Origin of the sequence: Hyphomonas sp. (genome assembly GCF_046313975.1) — a bacterium.
In the GTDB taxonomy this organism is placed as follows: Bacteria; Pseudomonadota; Alphaproteobacteria; order Caulobacterales; family Hyphomonadaceae; genus Hyphomonas.
This window is the reverse complement of the sequence record NZ_JBKBXB010000005.1, coordinates 43,669-66,863: the sequence shown is the minus strand read 5'-3', so window position 1 is coordinate 66,863 and position 23,195 is coordinate 43,669. Positions and strand designations below refer to the sequence as shown.

Sequence of the window (23,195 nt, the reverse complement as noted above, 5' to 3'; positions counted from 1 at the left end):
TTCCTGCTGGGGTTCGCTAAGCCCTAGACGGCTTTGCCTGCGGCGTCACCGTGGGTCGCGGTCGATGATTTCGCCTTCGATGACAATGCTGTCCGGATCGGCACCCGGACCTTGCCTCTGCTCTATCCGCACCATCGCGCCACTGAGGGCATTGGTGCCAAGCGCAATGGCGGCGGAGAAGGCGATGACGGCGAGGTCCGGCCAGCCGAGCTGGCGGGAGAGGGCGGTGTCGCGGAAGAGGGCGAGCACGCCGAGGGTAACCACGAACAGGCCCGTCAGCAGGCCGGTGCGCACGGCAAGGCCGGTGAGCATCGCCTGCGGCCCGGTCGTCACCTCGACGCCGAGCGCCTGCCAGACGCGGCGGCGCTCGATCAGGCTGACGCCGAGCATCGCGGCAGCGAGGGCGGCAACCGACAGCCATCCCCGCTCGAGGATCGCCATCAGCACGGCGCCGGCCGGGAAAGCCATGAGCGAGGCTAGGCGCAGGAGGAGGACATCGCGGATGGCGCGGGCGGGGTCGGCGGGAGGAGGGGTCAAGGGAATCGGTCCGTCAGATGCGTCGCTCACATGTCGGGATGCGCGGCGTGCATTCAAGCCGCAGGCGCCAGAAGGGGCAGGGTCTTGCCAGTTTCTATGGCCTCGGCCATGCTGCGCCGCAACATAACGGGGAGGCGATAAAAACATGACCGATGCCGCCGGAAACTATCAGCACGCGCCGGAAGAGCCGTGGATCTTCCGCACCTATGCTGGCCATTCGACCGCGAAAAAGTCGAACGAGCTGTACCGGCTGAACCTGTCCAAGGGGCAGACGGGCCTCTCCATCGCTTTCGACCTGCCCACCCAGACGGCCTATGATGCCGACCATATCCTCGCGAAGGGCGAGGTCGGCAAGGTGGGCGTGCCGGTGAAACACCTCGGCGACATGCGCGAGCTGTTTGCCGAGTTGCCGCTGGAAAAAATGAACACGTCAATGACCATCAACGCGCCGGCGGCCTGGATGCTGGCGCTGTATGTGGCGCTGGCGGACGAGCGCGGCGACAACCGGGCGAAGCTGCGCGGCACGACGCAGAATGACATCGTGAAGGAATACCTCTCGCGCGGCACCTATGTGTTTCCGCCGGAGCCCTCGCTGCGCCTGATCGCGGATATGGTGACCTGGTGCTATACTGAAGTTCCGAAATGGAACCCGATGAATGTCTGCTCCTACCACCTGCAGGAGGCGGGCGCGACGCCGGAGCAGGAGCTGGCCTATGCGCTGGCCACCGCGATTGCCGTTCTGGATACGGTGAAGGCGGGCGGACATGTTCCGGATGCGGACTTTGACACGGTGTTCGGGCGCATTTCCTTCTTCGTGAATGCGGGCGTTCGCTTTGTAACCGAGCTTTGCAAGATGCGGGCGTTCGTCGATCTCTGGGAAGAGATCGGCCGCGAGCGCTATGGCGTCATTGATCCGAAGGCGCTGCTGTTCCGCTACGGGGTGCAGGTGAACTCGCTGGGGCTGACCGAGCCGCAGCCGGAGAACAATGTCTACCGCATCCTGCTGGAAGCGCTTGCCGTGACGCTGTCGAAGCGCGCGCGCTGCCGGGCGCTGCAGCTGCCGGCCTGGAACGAGGCGATGGGCCTTCCACGGCCGTGGGACCAGCAATGGTCGCTGCGCTTGCAGCAGATCCTCGCCTACGAGACGGACCTTCTCGAGTTCGAGGACATCTTCGATGGCAGCCATGTGATCGAAGCGAAGACCAATGAGCTGAAAGTGAAAGCGCGCGCGACGCTGGCGAAGATTGATGCGCTGGGCGGGGCGAAGGAATCGATTGCTTTCATGAAGGAGAGCCTGGTCGATGCGCATGTCGAGCGTATCCGCGCGATTGAATCGGGCGCGCTGAAAGTGATCGGCGTCAATTCCTATACCGAGACCGAAGAGAGCCCGCTCGGCTCGGGTGACGGCGCGATCATGACGGTCGATCCGGCCGAGGAAGCTGCGCAGGTGCGCGACCTGAAGGCCTGGCGTTCGGCGCGCGATGCGAAGGCGGCGGAGGCGGCGCTGGCGGAGCTGCGCGCGGCGGCGAGCGAGGGGCGCAACATCATGGAGCCCTCGATCACCTGCGCGAAAGCGGGCGTGACGACCGGGGAGTGGGGTACGGTGCTGCGCGAAGTGTTCGGCGAGTTCCGTGCGCCGACCGGTGTTGCTGCCGTCATCGCCACGAAGGGCGAGGAGGATGTCGAGGCGCTGAAGGCCGAGGTCGAGCGTGTGTCGAAGGCTTTAGGCCGTACACTGACATATGTGCTCGGGAAGCCCGGTCTCGATGGCCACTCCAACGGTGCCGAGCAGATTGCCGCGCGCGGCCGGGCGGCAGGGATGCAGGTGATCTATGAGGGTATCCGCTTCACGCCCGCCGAGATTGCCGCGCAGGCGAAGGAGGCGAAGGCGCATGTTGTCGGCCTGTCCATCCTCTCCGGCAGCCATCTCGATCTCGTACGCGAGACGGTGGCGGAGCTGCGCAAGCTGGGCCTTGAGAATGTGCAGGTCGTCGTCGGCGGCATCATCCCGCCGGAAGATGCGCGCGCGCTGAAACAGATGGGCATCGCCCGCGTCTACACGCCGAAGGACTTCAAGATCACCGAGATCATGAGCGACGTGACGGCGCTGGTCGAGAAGGCCTGGCTGGTCAAGGGTTAGCGTTTGCGGCCGCTGCTTCGCGGAAGGCTTTCAGGATTTCCAGCGCTTCGATCTGCTCCGGGGGCAGATCATCGACCGGCGGGCAGCGCGGGTCGGTGTTCTGGATCGCCTTGGTCATCACGGCGGTCAGCGGGATCGGGTCGCAGCCATGGGTCTGTTCGCAGATGAGGTCCCATTGCGCTTCGGCCTTGGCATGGCACTCAAGGCAGTTGCCGCCGAACTGGTTCACCGCCTCATGCGTGCCGCGCACCGTGATGACCGCGCCGGCGGGGCTGACATCGAGTTCGAAGAATTCCCAGTCTTTCGTCTCGGCGCTGAAACCGGGCTCGCGCTTGACCATAGCTTCGCCCGGCACGAGCTGGACGACGGAGCCCGGGGGATAGACCCCGCCGGTTTCGGATTCGGCCACAGCGATGGTCGCTTCAAGTTCGCCGAGCAGGTTGTCGACGAAGAAGCCGCGGACGGGGTGCATGTCGCGGATACATTTGAAATCGTCCGCCTGCGGCTCGAATGCGGCGGTTTCAACCACCGGCGCCTCTCCAGCCACTTCGGCCGGCGCGGCGGCTTTCTGGCCGCAGGCGGCAAGGATCAGGCTGCCGAGGATGGCGGCGGCGAGACTGTATCTTACTGGAACCGGCATGGCTGTTTCCCCCAATCCATACGACGTGCGCAGGATAGAGCAGCTGCGCGCCGGGTAAAGGGCTCTCCCGGCGTCACTGTGCGGTGGAAGCTAGCCGCCCTTTGCCCGTTCTGCGGCCACCCAGTCGTCCACGACCGTGTCGAGAATGCCGAGCGGCATGGCTCCGCTGCCGAGCACGGTTTCGTGGAACTGCCTGAGATCGAAGCGGTCGCCGAGAGCGGCTTCGGCACGGGCGCGGGCGGCGAGGATGGCGATCTGCCCGGTCTTGTAGGCGGTCGCCTGACCCGGCCAGACGACATAGCGCTCGATCTCGCGGGTGACTTCCTCTTCGGTCATCCCGGTCTTCTCGATCATGTAGGCAATCGCTTCCTCGCGGCTCCAGCGTTTTGCGTGCATGCCAGTGTCGACAACAAGGCGCACGGCGCGGAACATTTCCGCCTGAAGGCGGCCGAGGTCGCCGCGCGGGTTGTTGGCGTATATGCCCATGTCGGTGGCGACCATGCGTTCGGCATACAGGGCCCAACCTTCGGCATAGGCCGTGAACGGACCAAGTTTGCGGATCATTGGCACATTCCGGATCAGCTGCGCCGCAGAGATCTGGAAATGATGGCCGGGGGCGGCCTCATGATAGAGCAGCGTGGCGAGCGTCCAGCGCGGATTGTCGGCGGTGTTCTTGAGGTTGATGTAGAACCGGCCGGGGCGAGAGCCATCGAGCGCGGGGTGGGTATAATATCCTCCGGGCGAGGAGTCCTGCGCATATTCAGGCACGCGGAGGATTTCCAGAGGCTGCGGCGGCAGGGTGACGAAATAGTCGCCGGCCTTTGCCATGACGTCCTGGTTGAGGCGGACCAGTTCGTCGAGGATGGCCTGACGGCCGGCATCGTCATTGGGATAGACTTCCCCGGGATCGGTCATCAGCGCGTGAATGCGCTCCGCGATGGTGCCTTCCGTGCGGCCATCGGCGACGAGGATGGCGCCCATCTCTGCTTCGATCCGGGCCACCTCGGAGAGACCGATGGCATGGATTTCATCGGCGGTGAGATCTGTGGTCGTGTTGGATTTCAAGGCGGCGGCGTAAATCCTGTCGCCATCCGGAATGTGCCAGATGCCGGCATCGTGGGTCGCCTCGGCGCGAAGGTCCTGCATCGCGGCGATCATCCGTTCATAGGCCGGTATGATCCCGGTGCTGACGGCCTCGGTGGCTTCGGCGATCAGGGCAGCCTTGCGTTCGTCACTCAGGCCTTTCACCGTACCCAGACGGGCGGGCAGGGTGGTGACCAGCGGATTGGCTTCTGCGCCCCCCGCGATGAAGGCCTGCATGACGCCAATGGATTTGTCGATGATGAAATCCGGCGGGATCACGCCTGCTGCGCGGTCTTCCTCGACCCGCACGCGCACTTCGTCCAGTACGCGGACGAATTCCTTAAGGCGGCTGATATAGCGCCGGGCGCTCTTGTCGCTGACGATGACATGCGTGTCCGTCAGGAATTGCGGCGTGCTCACGGTGACGCCGGAGATCTGGTTCACGCGGTAGCCGGAATGCGGGAATTCGGCCTGGCGGATCATGTCATCGAAGAACCAGGCGACAATCTCGTAGCTGAGGCGTTCCTGGCCTTTCAGTCCCTCAGGGCCGTACTTGTCGAGCGCGGCGCGTGCCTCGCGCATGCGGGCCAGCTGTTTCGCCTCACCTTCGGCCGTGTAGTCGCCGAGTTTGCCGGAGTGGAAATCCAGCGGTGTGTTGTCGATGATGCCGAGCTGGGTCATCAGCTCCGGCGTTTCCATCGCGAAGGCGATGGTGGCCTTGTTGATGTAATTGTTGATGCCGACGGGTTTCCACCAGAACCAGGTGTAGAGGCCGAAGCCGGCGAGGATGAGCAGGCCGAAGAGGCCGGCAAGGATTTTCAGGAAGAGGCGCATGGAGTGTCCTGCAGAGGTTCGGAAAAGGGCATAGCGCAGCGCTGCGGCCGCGTCACGGGCTGCCTAGTGGCGGCTGAAGAGGCGGCCTTTTTCGGTGATCAGCACAATCACCAGAGAGACTGCGCCGAGCAGGGCGAAGCCGGCCATCAGGGGCGCAGTGGTGCCGTTGAAGCTCGCCCCGATAGCAAGGCCGAGCAGGCTGGAGAGCAACGTCGAGGCAAACCCATAGGCTGCCGAGGCCGTGCCGGCGATGCGGCCGAGCGGCTCAAGCGCGAGGGCGGAGAAGTTCGCGCCCATCATGCCGAAACAGCCGAAGGCGACGGCGAAGAGGGGCATGAACAGGACGAAGTTCTCGCCGGCGAATGCGGAGAACAGGGCGAGGCCGGCCGAGATGGCGGTGAACACGATCAGGGCCGTATGGCTGATGCGGCGCATGCCGATCTTCTCGACGAGGCGCGAGTTGGTGAAGTTCGCCACCGCCAGCATGCCGGCGATCACGGCGAACCAGAGGGCGAAGCTGTCGCCCTTGTTGAATACCTGGCGGAAGACCTGCTCCGAGGAGGCGATGAAGGCGAACATTGCGCCGAAGATGAAGCCGGACGCGGCCATGTAGCCGAGGCTGACAGGTGTGCGCACGACCGCGAGATAGGCGCGGCTGACGCTTGCGAGATCGATCGGCATGCGCGCCTGCGGCGGCAGGGTTTCAGGCAGGCGGAACCATGTCCAGGCGAACATCAGCGCGCCCCAGATGGCGAGCCAGACGAAGATCGCCTCCCAGGGCGCGAAGGTGAGGATCAGCTGGCCGAGCGCGGGCGCAATGATCGGCACGATCATGAAGATGGTCATCACCAGCGACATGAAGCTCGCCATGGCGCGGCCTGCGAAGATATCGCGCACGACCGCGCTGCCGACGGTGCGGGCGCCGGAGGCGAAGACGCCCTGCAGGAAGCGCGCGGCGAGCAGGCCCCAGAAATCGTGCATGAACACGCAGAGCAGGGACATCGCGATATAGCCGACGAGGCCGATGAAGAGCGGCGCGCGGCGGCCGAATCGGTCGGTCACCGGACCCCAGATCAGCTGCGGTGCGCCGAAGCCGAGGACATAGGCGAAGATGATCAGCTGCTGGCGGTTGTCGCCGCCTTCGGCCGAGAGGCCGGTGGTGGCCGCGATCTCCGAAAGTGCGGGCAGCATGATGTCGATCGCCATCGCGTTCAGCGTCATCAGGCCGGCAACCATGCCGACAAGCTCCGCCCGGCGCAGCCCTGTGGGCGGCGCGTGCAGGCGGGCGGGGGATGGGTCGCTGTCGGGCATCAGGCGGGCTTTATGGGAAACGGTCGAAGGCGGCCTTCTGAACCCATGAGGCAGGCTTGCCTAGTGCGGGAATGTCATAGGTCACATGAAAAACCCCGCGGGTGTTGCCCGCGAGGTTTCCGGACAGGACGCAGGGCGCAGCTATTCTGGGCGCTGGATCGTGCCGGTGAGATTGAAGATCACCTGGCTGGCATCGAAATAGGCGACATCGTCCGGCTTCGGACCTTTGCCCATAACGATCTCCGCAGAGGCGATATAGCGGGTCGACTCGCGATAATCCGGCGGGCCGCCCCAGAAGGGATCGTAATAGCCGAAGCGCGAATAATAGGCCGGACCCGGATAGTAGCGCCGGTAGGGATCGTAGAAATAGGCCGAGCGCGGGCCGAAATAGCGGTAGCTGAGGAAGAAGTGATCGTAGAACGGATCATAGGCGGCCGGCGATCCGATCAGCTTCGTCTGCGCATCCGTGTCGCGGCGCACGACGCGGAAATGGTCGAAGCCGTTTTCCTTCGTCAGTTCGGCGGCGCGGTAGAGGAGATAGGTCTCCACCGTCTTGCGGTCGGTCAGCGAGTTGCCCGAGAACTGGACCATGAACCGGTTGTCTTCGATCCGCTGTTCGGAATAGCCCCGGTCGGCGCCGGCGGCCGCCTGATAGGGCGTTGCGGTGGCGCAGGCGCCGAGAAGAACGAGCCCGGCAAGGGCAGCGGCAAATGTCAGGCGTTGCATGTCAGCAGCCTCCAGAAGTTTCATGCATCCATTATGTGCCGATCTCTAGATGAACGCCAGCCAACAGGCGGCATCACTTTCCCGTGACGGGGCGCGCAGCACGTTGCACCAGTATCCGGCCCGGCTGTCGCCGTCCGGTTCTTCAGAAAGTGCCGTCCCGAAACGGGACCGGGTGCGGCAGACGCCGCGGGGCGTCCGGGAAGGAAAGGTTGTTTGCGGGAGGACACCACACGTCCGCCGCACCGCCCCCGGAGTTTCGGGCAGTTCTCGGGATGACTTCGGCGCTGCCAGGTCTTGACCGCTTACCGCCACTTACGCGGCCATGCCGAAGCATGGCGGGCCAGTCGGGATTCTCTACCGGCTTTTCACCGGCTCGCCTGGATCAACGTCCCTGGAGAGACACGCGGGCCGTTACCTCCGCCGCCTCCCCACGTCCGGGAGCTCCCTGCTGAAAACCGGACGGTACCGGTTCCGGTCCCTTCAGTGGGGATGGGGGGAGACTACACCGGGCGGGGTGAAAGTGTTGCGCTGAGGCGGATTTACGCAACGCCGGTGGCTCCATTTACCCCTCTCCCCCGTCCCGGGGGCGAGGGGGCTTTTGAAGATGCACTGGCGTGATCCTGTCTCTCGCAGTCTCCCCGTGAACGGGGGAGGATGGGGTTGCGCTTGCATTATCCGTATGCGGATAAAAAGAAACGGCAGCCGTGAGGCTGCCGTTCCAGTTTTCCGAAACCGCAGAGTATCAGGCGGCGGCGTAGCCGATGACGGCTTTGACTTCGAGGAATTCCTCGAAGCCGTGTTCGCCCCATTCGCGGCCGTTGCCGGACTGGCCGTAACCGCCGAAGGGGGCAGTGAAGTCCGGACGGGCGCCGTTGACCTGGATCTGGCCGGCGCGGATGCGGTTGGCGATGGCCTGCGCTTCCTTCTCCGGGCCCTGGACGTAGCCGGCTAGGCCGTAGACGGTGTCGTTGGCCATCTCCACGGCTTCATCGACCGTGTTGTAGGGGATCATCACCAGCACAGGGCCGAAGATTTCCTCGCGCGCGATGGTCATGTCGTTGCGCACATTGGCAAAGACGGTGGGGCGGGCGAAGTAGCCCTTGTTGAAGCCTTCCGGACGGCCCGGGCCGCCGGCGACGAGGGTGGCGCCCTCTTCGATGCCTTTCTGGATCAGGTCCTGAACCTTCTGGTACTGGTTGCCGTTCGAGATCGGGCCGATGGCGCCGGGAGGGGCGTCTGCCGGCATCGCGACTTTCACGGCCTCGGCGGTGGCCTTGGCGATGGCGACAGCGGCGTCGTGCTGGTCCTTCTGCACGAACATGCGGGACGGCGCGTTGCAGCTCTGGCCGGAATTCGTCATCATCGACATCACGCCGCTGGAGACGGCCTTTGTCAGGTCTGCGGTTGGCAGCACGATGTTCGGGCTCTTGCCGCCGAGTTCCTGCGCGACGCGCTTGACGGTCGGGGCCGCAGCTTGCGCGACGAGCACGCCGGCGCGGGTGGAGCCGGTGAAGGACACCATGTCGACATCCGGGTGCGCGGAGAGAACTGCGCCGACGCCGGGGCCGTCGCCATTGACGAGGTTGAACACGCCTTTCGGCACGCCGGCCTCATGCAGGATTTCGGCGAAGATCATTGCATCGAGCGGGGCGATTTCCGACGGCTTCAGAACCATCGTGCAGCCGGCGGCGAGGGCCGGGGCGACCTTGCAGGCAATCTGGTTCAGCGGCCAGTTCCACGGCGTGATGAAGCCGCAGACGCCGATCGGCTCCTTGCGCAGCAGGGTCGTGCCTTTCAGCTCTTCCCATTTGTACGAACGCAGGATGGCGGCGGTGGTGGCGAAATGGCCCATGCCGGCGGGCACCTGCGCGGCATTGGCGAGCCACATCGGCGCGCCCATCTCGTCGGAGATGGCCTTGGCCAGTTCCGGCATGCGCTTCTGGATGCCGGCGGCGATCTTGTCGAGCAGGTCGGCGCGGTATTCGACCGAGGTCTGCGAGAAGGACGGGAAGGCGCGCTTGGCGGCCGCGACAGCCTTGTCGACATCGGCAGCGGAGCCGAGCGAGATGACCGCGAAGTTTTCTTCCGTGGCGGGGTTCTCGACTTCCAGCTTGCGCGGGGTGACCGGGTCGACCCAGGCGCCGTCGATATAAAACTTGAGATACTCTTTCATGGGCCGCGTGCCTCCCTTGGCATTCATGTTTTCGGGCGAATGCCTTGACTATAGGAGACGCGGGCGGGTTTCGCCACTGGTTACGCTGGGGGAAGGGACGAGGGCCTACTTCTTGGTCTTCACCCAGCCGCGCCCGGCCATGCAGGTGATGAAGTTGGCTTCGATATTGTAGCTGGTCTGGCTGCAGGCGGCGGCGGCGGTGCGGAAGGGCTGGGCGCCGGGCGAGCCGGTCCAGTCTTTTTCCGCCGGGCCGGTGGCGCAGGCGGTGAGGGCGAGAGTGGCGGCAAGGAGGAGGGTGCGCATGAGGGTTACCGTTTGCGTGTGCCGAAGATGCCGCGCAGGACGTAGCGCACGACTTCGCGGCTGGCGGTCGAGGCGGCATTGTTGACGGCGCGCTCGCTGGCGGTCATGCGGCGTGAGCGGGTCGTGGAGGTCTTGCCTTTGGCCTTGGCCTTGGCGGCGGCCTCTTTTTCCTTTGCCTGTTCCTTCGCGAGTTTCTCGGCCTCCTTGGCGGCGGCTTCCTCGCGTTTCGAGAGGATCTCGTAGGCGGACTCACGGTCGATCATCTTGTCATACTTGCCGAGGACGGGGCTTGCCTTCTGCAATTCGGCGCGTTCCGGATCGGTGGCCGGGCCGAGGCGGGAGGAGGGTGGACGGATCAGCGTGCGCTGGACCATGGCGGGGGCGCCCTTGGCTTCGAGCGTGGAGACGAGGGCTTCGCCGACGCCGAGTTCGGTGATCACCTGTTCGGTCTTGAAGGCGGGGTTGGCGCGGAAGGAGGCGGCGGCGGCTTTCACGCCTTTCTGCTCCATCGGCGTGTAGGCGCGCAGGGCGTGCTGCAGGCGGTTGCCGAGCTGGGCGAGGACGGATTCCGGCAAGTCACGCGGGTTCTGCGTGACGAAATACACGCCGACGCCTTTCGAGCGGATGAGGCGCACGACCTGTTCTATCTTCTGCATCAGCGCGGGGGGCGCGTCGGCGAAGAGCAGGTGGGCTTCGTCGAAGAAGAAGACGAGGCGCGGCTTGTCGGGGTCGCCGATCTCGGGAAGTTCCTCGAAGAGTTCGGACAGGAGCCAGAGCAGGAAGGTGGAGTAGAGCTTCGGCGAATTGATCAGCTTGCGCGCGTCGAGAATGTTGATGTAGCCGCGCCCGTCGCGCGTGGTGCGCATGAAGTCGGCGAGTTCGAGCGCGGGTTCGCCGAAGAAGCGTTCGGCGCCGCCGCGCTCGAGAACGAGGAGTTCGCGCTGCACGGCGGAGAGCGAGGCGGGGGCGACGTTGCCATACTTGCGGCTGACTTCGGTGCGCACCGTATCGTCGCCGAGGCTGACGAGCAGCTTGCGCAGATCTTTCAGGTCGAGCAGCAGGAGGCCATTATCGTCCGCATACTGAAAGGCGATGTTGAGCACGCCTTCCTGCACATCGGTGAGACCCATCAGGCGCGAGAGGAGGATGGGGCCCATCTCGGAAATGGTGGCGCGGATGGGGTGGCCGCATTCGCCGAACACATCCCAGAAGATGGTCGGGGCGCCTTCATATTTCAGCTCGCCCATGCCGATCTGCTGGGCGCGGGCGGTGAGGCTGGCATGCGCCTTGTGGGTGTCGCTGCCCGGCATGCAGATACCGGACAGGTCGCCTTTCACATCGGCGGCGAAAACGGGCACGCCTGCATCGGAGAATGCCTGGGCCATGACCTGCAGGGTGACGGTCTTGCCGGTGCCGGTGGCGCCGGCGACGAGGCCGTGGCGGTTGGCGACCTTCAGGATCAGTTGCTGCGCCGCGTCGGGGTGGCCGGTGCCATTGGCATCTGCCCCGCCAAGAAAGATCGTTTCCGCCATGTCCGGCCCTTCATTCTGAAATCGGGGTGCAGGCTAGTGATTTGGCGGGATTCGGCAAGCCAAACCCGCTGTGGGCGCCGCTGACGGACTGCGCTTGACGGGCAGGGCGGGCCCTTCCAGTTTGCGGCGGCACGTCTGGAGGCGCATCTGCATGGAACGTTCGGCCAGGGTCGGAACCTGGATCATCGCCACCGGCGTGATCGTTGCCTTCCTGTACCTGGGGCGCGACATTCTCGCGACCTTTGCCATGGCGGTGTTCCTGTACCTGATCATCGAAGGCTTCGCGACTGTGATCGAGGCGGCGGGCAAGCGGGCGAAGGTGGCGCGCTTCGGCATGCGGGCGGCGCGGCTGATTGCGGTCCTGATCGTGACCGGCGGCTTCGTGGCGTTCATCGCGCTGCTGGCCAATGGCTTTGGCGAGTTCGGCCGGCATTCGGAGGAATACGAGACCAAGATCAACCTGCTGATCGCGGACGCCTACCGGGCAGTGGGGCTCGGTAATGCGCCGACGCTGACGCAGCTGTTACTGAACGAGACGGGCCAGCAATTCTTTGCCACGCTGGCGAACGCCGTAAGCGGGCTGTCGGGAGACCTGGTGCTGATCCTGATCTATGTGGCGTTCCTGTTTGCCGCGCAGGGCGGATGGTCGCGCAAGCTCGACGCGATCTTCCGCACGCCGGAGCGGCGCGAGCAAGTGCGTGTGATCGGCGAGGAGGCGCGCCTCAGCATCGAGCGATACCTGTGGGTGCAGACGGTGATCTCGGCGCTGATCACGCTGCTCAGCTATGTCTCGCTGCTGGCGCTGGGCGTGCAGAACGCGCTGTTCCTGTCGGCGCTGATCTTTGTGCTGAACTATATTCCGACCGTCGGTTCGATTGTCGCGGCGCTGGTGCCGCCCTTGTTTGCCCTGGTGCAACCGTCCGTGCCGGGCTGGGTGCCGGGCTTCGCGCCGGATACGTCTTATATCTATGCCGCTCTCGTCTTTGTGATCGTGAGCTTCTGGCAATTCTCGATCGGCAATTTCGTGCAGCCGCGGATGATGGGTGATTCGCTCAACCTGTCGGCCCTGGTGGTGCTGCTGGCGCTTGCAATCTGGGGCCTGATCTGGGGAATCCCGGGCATGTTCCTCTCGGCGCCGCTGACCGTGCTGATGATGATCCTGCTGGCCCAATCGGACCAGACACGCTGGATGGCGGTGCTTTTGTCTTCGGATGGCAACCCCAGGGGGAAGGTAGAGCAGTCTGAAGTTGCGGTATCTGCGTCACGGGGTAGCTAACCCGGTCCATTTGTTGTACGCGGCTTGCAGCATACCGGCATGGCAAGCTACATGTCGATGGAGAATTGTTAACTTTTTTGCTGACACCATCCGGGTTCAAATCCGAGTGTGTCGCTCTATATAACGGGTCAGACTTCCGCGTGCGTCCCCCCACCCAGCCTGCGGAAGTTTCTGAAGGGCCCGCTGGACATGTCCCCGTCCGGCGGGCCCGCTTCATTTCGGGGTCCGGTTTCTGAATCCAGCTTCCGTTGACGCAAGCGGCAGGGCCCTTTCCGGGGCGTGCCTATTCTTTCATCACATCGGCCACCAAGATTCTTGAAGCGTTCAGGACCCGGGAGTAGACCCGGATGAAACGATTTCCCTTAGGTGAGTCTTTCCATGACCCGTTCCGCCGCCATCACCGGCCCTGAAGGCCAGGTGCTCGACCAGATTTTACAGGAGGCGGCGGGCGAAGACCTGACCGGCCTGACCGAGGCCGATATCCGCGCGCTGGCCAAGCGCCTGTGGGACTGGGCGGCCACCGTGCCTGCCGGGCAGCAGGCGGTGCGGATTACTCCGCATACGGACGGCGCGGCGGGTCCGCTCAGCCGTAGCCTGCTGGAGGCGACCGGGCCGGACATGCCTTTCCTTGTCGATTCGCTGCTGAACGAATGCGCCGCGCAGGGCCATGAGGTAAAATCCCTGTTCCACCCGGTGGTGACACTGGCAGACGGGCGCCGGATTTCGGTGATCCAGATCCACACCTCGCTGATCACATCGCAGGAAGCGCAAATCCTGGAAGAGGGTGTGCGCCATACACTGGCGGATGTCGGCCGGGCGGTGTCGGACCATGCCGCAATGAAGGCGCGGATGCGCGCCGAGATGAAGCGGCTGTCGGGCCTCACGCACATTCATCCGGCCGAACGGGATGAGGCGGTGGCTTTCCTCGAATGGCTGCAGAAGGAGCATTATGTGTTCCTCGGCAGCCGCGAATATGATTTCGAGACGGACAGCGATGGCCGCGTTCTGCCGGCCGAGCCGGTGACGGTGGAAGGCTCCAATCTCGGCATCCTGCGCGACGACAATCTCAATGTGCTGTCGCGCGATTCCGAGCCGCTGGTGATCAACCAGCAGATCGGCGAATTCCTGTCGCACCCGGCGCCGCTGATCATTGCGAAATCGACCCTGCCGAGCCGCGTGCACCGCCGGGTGCCGTGCGACTATATCGGGGTGAAGAAATATGATGCGCAGGGAAGGGTGAACGGCGAGGTGCGTTTCCTCGGCCTGTTCACGGCGGAAGCCTATGACGAGACGGCGCGGACGATACCTTTCGTGCGCCGGCGGGTGCAAAAGATCATGGCGGCCTCCGGTGCGGCGCCGGGCGGGCATTCGGAGAAGGCGCTCGCCAACCTGATCGAGACCTGGCCGCGCGACGAACTGTTCCAGACACGATCGGCGATCCTCGGGCCGATGCTGATGGGCGCGCTTCACCTGATCGGCCGGCCACGGACGAAAGTGTTCCTGCGCCGCGACGAGTTTGACCGGTTTGTCACTGCGCTCGTGTTTGTGCCGCGGGAATCGTATGACACGGCGCTGCGTCAGCGAATCGCTGCCTTGTTGACGGACGCCTATGAGGGCGAACTGCGTTCGTTCCAGCCTTACTTTGATGCCGGCCCGATGGCGCGCGTGCATTTCGAGATTGGCCTCGTGCCGGGACATCCGGAGCCGGATTCTGCGGAAATCGAGGCGCGGATTGCGGGACTGGCCCGGACATGGGACCAGGGCTTCCGCGACCTGCTGATGGAATCGAAACTTTCCGGCGCCGACCGGGAAGGGGCACGGGCCTTTATCGGCGCGTTCAATGCGGCCTACCGCGAAGCGTTCACGCCGGAAGAGGCGCTGACGGATGTGGCGAGCATGGCGCCGCTTTCGGCCGGCCGGCCGGTGGTGGCGCGCGCGTATCGTCAGCATGCGGACAAGCCCGAGACTGTGCGCGTCAAGATCTATGCGCGGGACGGGGCGATTGCGCTGTCGCGCTGTGTGCCGGTATTCGAGAATCTCGGCTTCTTCGTGAATTTCGAGACGGGCTATCCGGTTCGTCCGCCGGTGAAGCCGGTGGCCGATGCGCCGGACACCTACTGGGTACATGCACTCTACATGCGTACGGCCGATGGCTCGGCGCTGGACCTCGACCAGATTGCCCGCGCGCTGGAAGAAGCGTTTGTCGCTGTGTGGAGCGGCAAGGCGGAGAATGACGGGTTCAACAAGCTGGTTCTGGTTGCCGGAACAGGCTGGCGCGAGGCGGCGCTGATCCGCGCGCTGGCGGCTTATCGCCGGCAGAGCGGCATGGACCAGCCGCAGGATGTGCAGGAGGCCGCGCTGGCGCGCTATCCGGCAGCGACACGGCTGATCCTCGACTATTTCGCAGCGCGGTTTGATCCGCAGGCGCACAAGACGCTGGAGGCGCGCAAGAAGGCCGGCGCGGCGCTGGAGGCGCAGTTCGAAGAGGTGATGAAGGATGTCGTCAGCCTGACGGATGACCTTGTGCTGCGCCGGCTGTTCGCGCTTGTCGGCGCCGTGCAGCGCACGAACTTCTACCAGATTGACGAGAATGACGAGACGCGGGCCTGGATCAGTTTCAAGGTGGCGAGCCGGGAACTGGCGGACCTGCCGGAGCCGAAGCCCTTCCGCGAGATATTCATGTCGAGCCCGAAGGTGGAGGGTGTGCACCTGCGCTTCGGGCCGGTGGCGCGCGGCGGCCTGCGCTGGTCGGACCGGCCGTCGGATTATCGCACCGAAGTGCTGGGCCTCGTAAAGGCGCAGCAGGTGAAGAATGCGGTGATCGTTCCGGTGGGCTCGAAGGGCGGGTTCTATCCGAAGCAATTGCCGGAGCGCTCTGATCCGGCATGGTTCGAAACAGGACGCGATGCGTACAAGGAGTTTATCACGGCGCTGCTCGGCCTCACCGACAATCTGGTGAAGGGCAAGGTGGTGCCGCCGGCGAACACCGTAGTGTGGGACGGGGAAGACCCGTATCTCGTCGTCGCCGCCGACAAGGGCACGGCGACCTTCTCTGACACCGCCAATGCGATCAGCCTCGAGAAAGGCCACTGGCTGGGCGATGCGTTCGCCTCCGGCGGGTCTGCGGGCTATGACCACAAGAAGATGGGCATCACCGCGCGCGGCGGATGGGAGGCGGTGAAGCGCCACTTCCGGGAGCTGGGCAAGGATATCCAGACCGAGCCGTTCACGGTGATCGGCGTCGGCGACATGTCGGGCGACGTGTTCGGCAATGGCATGCTGCTGTCGCCGGAAATCCGGATGATCGCGGCGTTCAACCACATGCACATCTTCCTCGACCCGAATCCGGGCGATGCGAAGAAGAACCTCGCCGAGCGCCAGCGCATGTTCGACCTGCCGCGCTCGACCTGGGCGGACTATGACACGAAGCTGATCTCGAAAGGCGGCGGCGTCTTTGCCCGCTCGGCCAAATCGATTCCGCTGTCGCCGGAAGTGAAGGCGATGACGGGCCTGTCGAAGGATGCGGTGACGCCCGATGAGCTTCTGAATGCACTGCTGAAATCCGAATGCGACCTGCTCTGGTTTGGCGGCATCGGCACCTATGTGAAGGCGGCATCGGAAGCCAATACGGAAGTCGGTGACCGGGCGAATGATGCGATCCGGGTGAATGGCCGCGACCTAAAGGCGAAGGTGATCGGGGAGGGGGCAAATCTCGGCATGACGCAGGCGGGGCGGATCGAGTTCGCGCTGGCGGGCGGGCGGCTGAATACCGATGCCATCGACAACTCGGCCGGTGTGGATTCGTCCGACCACGAAGTGAATATCAAGATCCTCGCCGCCGAAGCGATCCGCCTGGGCGACCTGAAGGAAGGCGACCGCAATGCCATGCTGGCGCAGATGACAGATGATGTCGGCCGCCTTGTGCTGGCGCATAATTATGATCAGACGAATGCCCTGACACTGGCGAGCACGACGGCGCTGGAAGACCATGACGCGCTGGAGCGACTGATGGTCTACCTCGAAGAGCGCGGCGTGCTGAACCGGGCGCTGGAAGGTCTTCCGTCCACGGCAGACATGCAGAAGCGGCATGAGCAGGGCCAGCCGCTGACTCGGCCCGAGCTGGCCGTACTGCTCGCCTGGTCGAAGATCGTGCTGTTCGATGACCTGATCGCCTCCGACCTGCCGGATGATCCGTGGTTCGAGCCGGTGCTGAAGGGATATTTCCCCTCACCCATCGACGGGTTCGACAAGGCGATGAAAGGCCACCGGCTGAAGCGCGAGATCATTGCAACGGTGGTGGCAAACCGGACGCTTGATTTCGGCGGGCCGGTGGCACTCCTGCGCCTACGCGAGCTGACCGGGGCGGCGCCGGCCGAGGCGGTGCGCGCGGTGGAGGCAGCCCGCGCCGTGCTCGACCTTGCCGGTTTCCGCAAGGAAGTGTTCGCGCTCGACAACACGGCGCCGGCAGACCTGCAGACGGCGCTGCAACTGGAAGCCGTGCACGCGGCGAGCGAAGCCGCAGCCTGGTTCCTGCGTGCCATGCCGGGCGCGAAAGTCGGGGATGCCGTGAAGGCCACCCATGGCCCGCTGAACGAGTTGAAAGCGAGCCTGGCTCAGGTGCAGTCTGCTTTCCCGGCCTCGCGCATCGAGCGGGAAGCGCGCGGCTTCATCAAGCGCGGTGCGCCCGAAGCGCTGGCGCACTGGGCGGCGGCGATGGCATATTTTGCGCAGGGCCTCGTGATCGTCGATGTCGCCCGCGAGACGAAGAAGAAAGTGCCGGAGGCGGGCGCCGCCTTCTATGCCATCGGCGATGCGCTGCGGCTTGACCGGCTGCGCGCCTCGGCGCGCGAAGGGTTGATGCATGCGCCTTACTGGGACCGTGTGGCGGGCCGGCGCCTGATTGCCGAGCTTGTGCGGCTGCAGGCCTCGGCGACGGGTGACGCGCTGGCGAAGGGCGGCGCGGAAGCCTGGATCGAGGAACGCGGCGACGCGCGCCGGCAGCTACTCTCGACCCTGTCGGCGCTGACCAAGGACCGGTCCTGGTCGTTCGCCAAGTTCGCGCTATCGACCGACGCGGTGCGCCAGTTCATGGGCCGCTGATGCGGTTTGTTCAGACAGCGTTCAGGGCCGGGGCGGAAATCTGCCTCGTATCTGAAGCAGGGGGACGTATGCGGAAGATCCTGTTCCCGGCTGTGGCCGTATTGTTGAGTTCCGCCTGCGTGCTCTCACCGCAGGCAGACAGCTTCGATGCCGCTCCGGCCGGGACAGTGCCTGCGGAGGCAGAGCCGCAAGTGGCGCCATCGATAAAATGGAACAATACCGGCCGCGAGCTTTGGTTCTACCATCATGTGGGTGGCGACTGCAGCGAACTCGTCCACGGTCATGGCCGCAACAATGTCTGGGGCCTCGCGCGCCTGCCGCTGGGCGAGGTGCAGCACCACGGCGTCGAAGCTGCAGGGAATGGCGGCTTTCAAGTCCGCTACAGCTGTACGGATGGCAGCGACTGCATCCAGACAGGAAGTCTGGACGAGACACCGAACCGCGCCGGCAGCCACATGATTCCATTCCAGACCACCGAACGTGCCGAAGGCTGGCTCGCCGATGTGGCGGCGCTGGAGACGGCCTGCGCGGCGCGCCGCTGACGCTCAGCGCGCGGCGAGCGTTGCGGCGAGTTCCGGAATACGTTTCTCGACCTGCGCGGCGCAGAGCTGCGCCTGCTCGATCCCCTGCGCGAGCTTGCGCTCATAGCCCGGGATCATCGCCGCCTTGCTTTCGAAGAAGGCCTTGGCTTCTGCGGCCCCGGACGCCGAGCAGAGTGATCCGGCGAATGCAGCGACCTGCTGCTTGCGCACTTCCGGCAGCTTTTCGATTATCGCGTCAAAGTTCTGCTGGAACGCCGTCCAGACCTCGTTCACGGCGCGGGTGTTGGCGAAGCCGCCGCCGAGCATGGTGTAAAGTTCCGACGGGCTGACCGGCAATGTCGTGGCCGCGCCGCTGACGAGTTCGGCGGCGATGCGCGGTTCGGCGCGCGCCACGAGGGCCCGCAGTATGGCGCCGCGTTCGGTCTGGTTCTGCGAGGCGAGCGCATAGGCGAGGGCAGGCTCAATGAAGGTCCAGCCGCGTTCTTCGGCGGCGATGCCGAAGGCGTTGCTGATCTCGTGCGCCTGCAGGGAGTTCGGGTTCGCGCCCTGGCGATAGCCGATATAGGCCTCGGCGCGCCGGGCGAGGGCCTCGCGGGCCGCAGGCTGGTTGCCGATATCGAGCAGCAGCGCGGGCAGGGATTCGCGCAGCAGCGTTTCCTGTACGCTGAGACTGGCGGGGTTCGCGGACTGCAGGCGGCGGGCGAGCGGACCATAGGTGCGCTCGGTCCAGGCGGACAGGCTCTTCTGGCTGCCTGAATCGAGGCGGGCATGGGCGGCGCGCAGGAAGCCGAAGCTGAGGCTGATAGCGGCGGGTGATCCGTGCACGGAGGCCTCGAGGCCGGAGAGCAGGGCGGCGGGGCTGACCGAGCCGGCATTGTAGCCGGAAGTCAGCGCATCGACAAACACCATCTGCTCGCCGGCACTGAGGGATGTGTAGTTGGCGGAAAGCTTTTCCGCGGATGCCTCGTCCAGCGCGAAGCGCCAGTAGCCGGTGCCGCCGGCATTCGGCATCACATAGTCCGGGCAGGCGCCGACAGGGAGGGTTTCTTCCCGCGCGGTCAGCATCTTCGTGATCAGTGTACTGTCATTTCCGCTGACGGCGCGGGCCGCAAACGGCACCTGCCAGAGCGTTGCGGTGCGCTCGATCTCGGAGCCGAGCGGGGCATAGCGGCTCTGGGCGACAGTCATTTCGCCCTTGCCACCCTCGCAGCTGACGGAGATGTCGAGCATCGGGATGCCCGGCTGCAGGATGAAGGTTCGGAAGCTGGCGGTGACGCCGGTATCGCCCGAGCCCTGCTCGAGGCTTTCCATGAAATCATCGACATCGGCCACGCCGTCAGCGAAGCGGCGCATATGTACGCGGATGCCTTCGCGGAAGCGGTCCTCGCCGAGATAGGTCTCGAACATAGACAGGACGCTTCCGCCCTTCTGGTAGGTGATGCTGTCGAAGGCGTCGTTGATGTCGCCATTGGTGAGGACGGGGTTGCGCACCTGGCGGGCAGATTGCAGGCTGTCATTGCCCATCGCGCCGAGGCCGCCGGCGATGCGGGCCAGTGGCCATTCGCCGCCGGGATCGATGGCGGCCATCGTCTTGTTCGCCATCCAGGTGGCGAAGGCTTCGTTCAGCCAGATATCATCCCACCAGGCGGGCGTGACGAGATTGCCGAACCATTGGTGGGCGAGTTCGTGGGCGTGCGTGGAGTAGATGCTGCGGCGCTGGGTGAGCGAGGTGCGCTCGTCGATCAGCAGGGCGCCTTCGCGGTAGATGATGGCGCCGGCATTCTCCATGGCGCCGTAGGCAAAATCCGGAGCGGCGATGAGGTCGAGTTTGCCATAGGGATAGGCTGCGGCGAAATACTCTTCCTGCCAGAGCAGCATGTCGCTGGTGATGGCGAGGGCATCGGCGAGCTTGTCGCCCTTGCCGGCGGCGGCAAAGCCGCGCAGCGGGATGTGTGCGGGGCGCAGGCCGGACTGGTAATCGATCCAGACGAGTTCGCTTTCATCATACGGGCCGACCACGAGGGCGAGGAGGTAGGACTGGATCGGACGGGTGGGGGCGAAGACGTGGCGCTCGAAGCCTTCCCCGGCGGGTTCGGCAGCGAGGTGGATGCCGTTGGCGACAACCTTCAGGCCTTCCGGTGCGGTGACGGTGAGCACCCAGGGGGTCTTGAAGCGCGGCTCGTCAAACGAGGGTACCATGCGGCGCGCATCGATGGCTTCCATCTGTGTGGCGAGATAGTCGCGGCCGCCCTGCGTGACCTTGTAGAGGCCGGCGAGGCCGAAATTGTAGGGCGCCTCATAGCTCATCACCAACGTGGCGGTGCCGGCGGGCAGGGGCGTGTCGAAATCGAGATAACCGACGCCGCCTTCGGCCTGGTCGCCAGTGAAGCTGGCAGGCACTTCGCGGCCATCCGGCAGGCGGGCGAAAGCGGTGAGGATGTCCGGGCCGAGAGCATGCAGCCAGATGCGTGCGTGGGCCTTGTCGAGGGTGACGTCGATCTCGACCTCGCCGCTGAAGCCCGGTGCGGAGGGGTCTGTCCTGAGGTCCAGCCGGTAGACTGTCGGGGTGACGCCTTCGGGCAGCTTTCCGCCGGGCGCCTCCAGCTGCTTGACCGGGGCAGTATCGACGCCGGAAGGTGCGCCGCAGGCGGTGAGGGCGGCGCCGATCAGCAAGGCGGCGAGGCGGAAACGGACCATGGCGGGCTCCATGCAGGGGCAGCAGATCTGTGCCTCCCAAAGCACAGGCTGGGCGCTGCGAAAACCTCGCACACACAGCGCCGTTCCAAGGGGCACTCCGGACTGGTATCTCTCGCGGTAATGTCACAGGAACATGACACTCCCGAAGCCGTGCTGAAACGCCGCGCCCGCGCGCTGGGGTTTGATGCAGCTGGCATTGCCCGCGCCGATGAGGCCTGGGAGGCGGGCGCGCGGCTGGCGGAGTTCGTGGCCGAGGGCCGGCACGGCGAGATGGGCTGGATGGAGACGACGCTGGCGCGGCGCAGCGCGCCGACCGCGATGTGGCCTGAGGCGCGTTCGGCGCTGGTTGTGGCGATGAATTACGGGCCGGATCACAATCCGCTGGAGACGCTGGAGCGGCGCGAACAGGGGAATATTTCCGTCTATGCGCGGGGACGGGACTATCACGACCTCGTCAAGTCGAAGCTGAAACAGCTGGCGGGCGATGTGGCTGAGGTGACGGGCGCGGAGGTGAAGGTGTTTGTGGACACCGCACCGCTGATGGAGAAGCCGCTGGCCGGGCGGGCGGGGCTGGGCTGGCAGGGCAAGCATACGAACCTTGTGAGCCGGGAACTGGGCAGCTGGTTTTTTCTTGGCAGCGTTCTGACTTCGGCAGAACTGGCGCCGGATGTTCCGGAGACGGATCATTGCGGCAGTTGCCGGGCCTGTCTCGACATCTGCCCGACGGATGCTTTCCCGGCGCCCTACCAGCTGGATGCGCGGCGGTGCATTTCGTATCTTACCATTGAGCATGCCGGGCCGGTGCCGAGAGAGTTTCGCGCCGCGATGGGCAACCGGATCTATGGCTGCGATGATTGCCTGGCGGCCTGCCCGTGGAACAAGTTTGCCTCGGCGGCGTCGGAGGCGGCGCTGTTTGCGCGGGCGGAGCTGAAGACGCCGGGGTTGGATGAGCTGGCGGCGCTGAGCGACGCGGCATTCCGGGAAGTGTTTTCCGGCTCTCCCATCAAGCGATCCGGACGCGCCCGGTTTGTGCGCAATGTTTGCCTCGCCATTGGCAATTCGGGCCAGCCGGAGCTGGCGACCAGCCTGTTGCCGCTGTTGCAGGATGAAGCGCCGGTTGTGCGCGGGGCGGCGGTCTGGGCGCTGGCGCGCCTTGATACTGCCCGGTTTGCTGCAGAAAAGGCGCTGCGCCGGGACGCGGAGCAGGATACCAGCGTGCAGGAAGAATGGGATCTCGGGGCATGACGGACGTCATCGGGGAAACACAACCGAAGCCGAAGCGGGAGGTGCCGCTGTGGCGGCGCATCGCAGTGGGCGCCGTGCAGGCAGGCGCGGCGGTGTTCGCGGCGTTCCATCTCTATGCACTGGCGCTGACCATACTGCCGGCGCCGGGCACGATCCTGATGTCGCAGCGCGCGGGGCAGGGGCAGGATGTACGCCGGGACTGGGTGCCGATCGAGAAGGTATCGCCGCAGCTCGTGCTGGCGGTGATCGCGGCGGAAGATGCGCAGTTCTGCAATCATGGCGGCATCGACTGGGACGCGGTCGAGAAGGCGCGCGAATGGAACCGGAAAAATCCGGATCGCAATCGCCGGGGCGGGTCGACCATCAGCCAGCAGACGGCCAAGAACGTGTTCTTTTGGAATGGCGGCGGCATGCCGCGCAAGGCCGGTGAAGCCTGGATGACCTATGTGATCGAGGCTGTGTGGGGCAAGCGCCGGATCATGGAGATGTATCTCAACGTTGCCGAATGGGGCGACGGATTGTTCGGCGCGGAAGCGGCGGCGCAGGCGCGGTTCGGAAAATCCGCCGCTGATCTGACGGCGCGCGAGGCCGCATTGCTGGCGGCAGTTCTTCCGTCCCCGAACAAATGGCGTGCGGTGAACCCGGGGCCGTATGTCCGCAAGCGTGCAGGTTCGATTCAGGGCCGGATGCGCGTGGTGGCGAATGAGGGCTATGCGGCCTGCGTTCTGGGCGACGAGTTCCGCGTGACGGTGCCGAAGCCGGAGCCGGGCGAAGCGCCGCGCCCCGCGCCGGTATTCGAAGACCTGCCGGAAGCACCGGAGACGGGCGAAGAGGCATTGGAAACGGTGCCCGAGCCCGTTGCAGGCGAACCGGACCCGATCCTTGATGCTGCGGAAGAAGTGTTCAGCCGGCCGGATGCGGAGCCAGAGGTGGACGTTGAAGGTGAGGCGCAGGCGGAAGCTCCGCCTGCGGAGGAAGTGCCGATCACGGAGGTGCCGCCCCCAGCGGAGGATGAAGGCGGGCCGACGGTGATCACGCCGCAGTAGCGCTTCGGGC

Annotated in this window: 15 protein-coding genes; 6 read left to right on the top strand and 9 right to left on the bottom strand. The window is 65.1% G+C overall.

From position 1 onward, the window contains the following. Positions 1–45 precede the first annotated feature (45 nt). Positions 46–537 carry a hypothetical protein gene (locus ACK4TE_RS03285; protein ID WP_409910052.1) on the bottom strand — a complete coding sequence of 164 codons (492 nt, stop codon included), beginning with the start codon at positions 535–537 and terminating at the stop codon, positions 46–48. Between the two features lie 145 nt (positions 538–682). Between ACK4TE_RS03285 and ACK4TE_RS03280 the strand changes: the two genes are divergently transcribed. Then, the gene (locus tag ACK4TE_RS03280; protein ID WP_409910051.1) at positions 683–2,677 is read left to right on the top strand and encodes a methylmalonyl-CoA mutase family protein; all 1,995 of its coding nucleotides are present in this window, start codon (positions 683–685) and stop codon (positions 2,675–2,677) included. On the opposite strand, the gene ACK4TE_RS03275 is transcribed toward ACK4TE_RS03280, so the two are convergent. From ACK4TE_RS03275 to ACK4TE_RS03245, 7 genes are all read right to left on the bottom strand, one after another. Next, positions 2,667–3,317 (bottom strand): hypothetical protein, encoded by a 651-nt coding sequence (locus ACK4TE_RS03275; protein WP_409910050.1) that lies wholly within the window; start codon positions 3,315–3,317, stop codon positions 2,667–2,669. The two genes, ACK4TE_RS03280 and ACK4TE_RS03275, sit on opposite strands and share 11 nt — an antisense overlap. A 90-nt stretch (positions 3,318–3,407) precedes the next feature. Continuing rightward, positions 3,408–5,234: a DUF885 domain-containing protein gene (locus tag ACK4TE_RS03270; protein WP_409910049.1), complete on the bottom strand. Its 1,827-nt coding sequence runs from the start codon at positions 5,232–5,234 to the stop codon at positions 3,408–3,410. A gap of 63 nt (positions 5,235–5,297) precedes the next feature. Beyond that, complete coding sequence (locus tag ACK4TE_RS03265) at positions 5,298–6,545, bottom strand: multidrug effflux MFS transporter (RefSeq protein ID WP_409910048.1); 1,248 nt, start codon at positions 6,543–6,545, stop codon at positions 5,298–5,300. Between the two features lie 141 nt (positions 6,546–6,686). Continuing rightward, positions 6,687–7,271, bottom strand: a complete 585-nt coding sequence (locus tag ACK4TE_RS03260) for a CC0125/CC1285 family lipoprotein (RefSeq protein ID WP_409910047.1) — start codon at positions 7,269–7,271, stop codon at positions 6,687–6,689. Between the two features lie 742 nt (positions 7,272–8,013). Then, a complete protein-coding gene (locus ACK4TE_RS03255; RefSeq protein WP_409910046.1) occupies positions 8,014–9,444 on the bottom strand; it encodes an aldehyde dehydrogenase family protein in 1,431 nt (476 codons plus the stop codon). Between the two features lie 105 nt (positions 9,445–9,549). Further along, complete coding sequence (locus ACK4TE_RS03250) at positions 9,550–9,747, bottom strand: hypothetical protein (protein WP_409910045.1); 198 nt, start codon at positions 9,745–9,747, stop codon at positions 9,550–9,552. Between the two features lie 5 nt (positions 9,748–9,752). Next, positions 9,753–11,279 carry a helicase HerA-like domain-containing protein gene (locus tag ACK4TE_RS03245; RefSeq protein WP_409910044.1) on the bottom strand — a complete coding sequence of 509 codons (1,527 nt, stop codon included), beginning with the start codon at positions 11,277–11,279 and terminating at the stop codon, positions 9,753–9,755. A 151-nt stretch (positions 11,280–11,430) separates the two neighbouring features. Here ACK4TE_RS03245 and ACK4TE_RS03240 point away from each other — a divergent pair, with 151 nt between their 5' ends. From ACK4TE_RS03240 to ACK4TE_RS03230, 3 genes are all read left to right on the top strand, one after another. Further along, on the top strand, positions 11,431–12,555 hold the full coding sequence (locus ACK4TE_RS03240; RefSeq protein ID WP_409910043.1) for an AI-2E family transporter: 1,125 nt from the start codon (positions 11,431–11,433) through the stop codon (positions 12,553–12,555). Between the two features lie 378 nt (positions 12,556–12,933). Then, entirely contained in the window at positions 12,934–17,655 is a 4,722-nt protein-coding gene (locus tag ACK4TE_RS03235; protein WP_409910042.1) for an NAD-glutamate dehydrogenase, read from the top strand. A 68-nt stretch (positions 17,656–17,723) separates the two neighbouring features. After that, on the top strand, positions 17,724–18,197 hold the full coding sequence (locus ACK4TE_RS03230; protein WP_409910041.1) for a hypothetical protein: 474 nt from the start codon (positions 17,724–17,726) through the stop codon (positions 18,195–18,197). 3 nt (positions 18,198–18,200) lie between these two features. Here the strand turns inward: ACK4TE_RS03230 and ACK4TE_RS03225 are convergent, their stop codons facing one another. Continuing rightward, positions 18,201–20,894, bottom strand: a complete 2,694-nt coding sequence (locus ACK4TE_RS03225; protein ID WP_409910040.1) for a M1 family metallopeptidase — start codon at positions 20,892–20,894, stop codon at positions 18,201–18,203. 120 nt (positions 20,895–21,014) lie between these two features. Here ACK4TE_RS03225 and queG point away from each other — a divergent pair, with 120 nt between their 5' ends. Next, on the top strand, positions 21,015–22,139 hold the full coding sequence (gene queG / locus ACK4TE_RS03220; RefSeq protein WP_409910039.1) for a tRNA epoxyqueuosine(34) reductase QueG: 1,125 nt from the start codon (positions 21,015–21,017) through the stop codon (positions 22,137–22,139). Beyond that, complete coding sequence (gene mtgA, locus ACK4TE_RS03215; protein WP_409910038.1) at positions 22,136–23,185, top strand: monofunctional biosynthetic peptidoglycan transglycosylase; 1,050 nt, start codon at positions 22,136–22,138, stop codon at positions 23,183–23,185. The genes queG and mtgA overlap by 4 nt, the downstream gene beginning before the upstream one ends. Positions 23,186–23,195 lie beyond the last annotated feature (10 nt).

What these genes read in the sequence shown, in the direction of transcription:
- ACK4TE_RS03280 (WP_409910051.1), top strand. Translation starts at nt 683, where the DNA reads ATGACCGATGCCGCCGGAAACTATCAGCACGCGCCGGAAGAGCCGTGG.
- ACK4TE_RS03275 (WP_409910050.1), bottom strand. Translation starts at nt 3,317, where the DNA reads ATGCCGGTTCCAGTAAGATACAGTCTCGCCGCCGCCATCCTCGGCAGC.
- ACK4TE_RS03270 (WP_409910049.1), bottom strand. Translation starts at nt 5,234, where the DNA reads ATGCGCCTCTTCCTGAAAATCCTTGCCGGCCTCTTCGGCCTGCTCATC.
- ACK4TE_RS03265 (WP_409910048.1), bottom strand. Translation starts at nt 6,545, where the DNA reads ATGCCCGACAGCGACCCATCCCCCGCCCGCCTGCACGCGCCGCCCACA.
- ACK4TE_RS03260 (WP_409910047.1), bottom strand. Translation starts at nt 7,271, where the DNA reads ATGCAACGCCTGACATTTGCCGCTGCCCTTGCCGGGCTCGTTCTTCTC.
- ACK4TE_RS03255 (WP_409910046.1), bottom strand. Translation starts at nt 9,444, where the DNA reads ATGAAAGAGTATCTCAAGTTTTATATCGACGGCGCCTGGGTCGACCCG.
- ACK4TE_RS03250 (WP_409910045.1), bottom strand. Translation starts at nt 9,747, where the DNA reads ATGCGCACCCTCCTCCTTGCCGCCACTCTCGCCCTCACCGCCTGCGCC.
- ACK4TE_RS03245 (WP_409910044.1), bottom strand. Translation starts at nt 11,279, where the DNA reads ATGGCGGAAACGATCTTTCTTGGCGGGGCAGATGCCAATGGCACCGGC.
- ACK4TE_RS03240 (WP_409910043.1), top strand. Translation starts at nt 11,431, where the DNA reads ATGGAACGTTCGGCCAGGGTCGGAACCTGGATCATCGCCACCGGCGTG.
- ACK4TE_RS03235 (WP_409910042.1), top strand. Translation starts at nt 12,934, where the DNA reads ATGACCCGTTCCGCCGCCATCACCGGCCCTGAAGGCCAGGTGCTCGAC.
- ACK4TE_RS03230 (WP_409910041.1), top strand. Translation starts at nt 17,724, where the DNA reads ATGCGGAAGATCCTGTTCCCGGCTGTGGCCGTATTGTTGAGTTCCGCC.
- ACK4TE_RS03225 (WP_409910040.1), bottom strand. Translation starts at nt 20,894, where the DNA reads ATGGTCCGTTTCCGCCTCGCCGCCTTGCTGATCGGCGCCGCCCTCACC.
- queG (WP_409910039.1), top strand. Translation starts at nt 21,015, where the DNA reads ATGTCACAGGAACATGACACTCCCGAAGCCGTGCTGAAACGCCGCGCC.
- mtgA (WP_409910038.1), top strand. Translation starts at nt 22,136, where the DNA reads ATGACGGACGTCATCGGGGAAACACAACCGAAGCCGAAGCGGGAGGTG.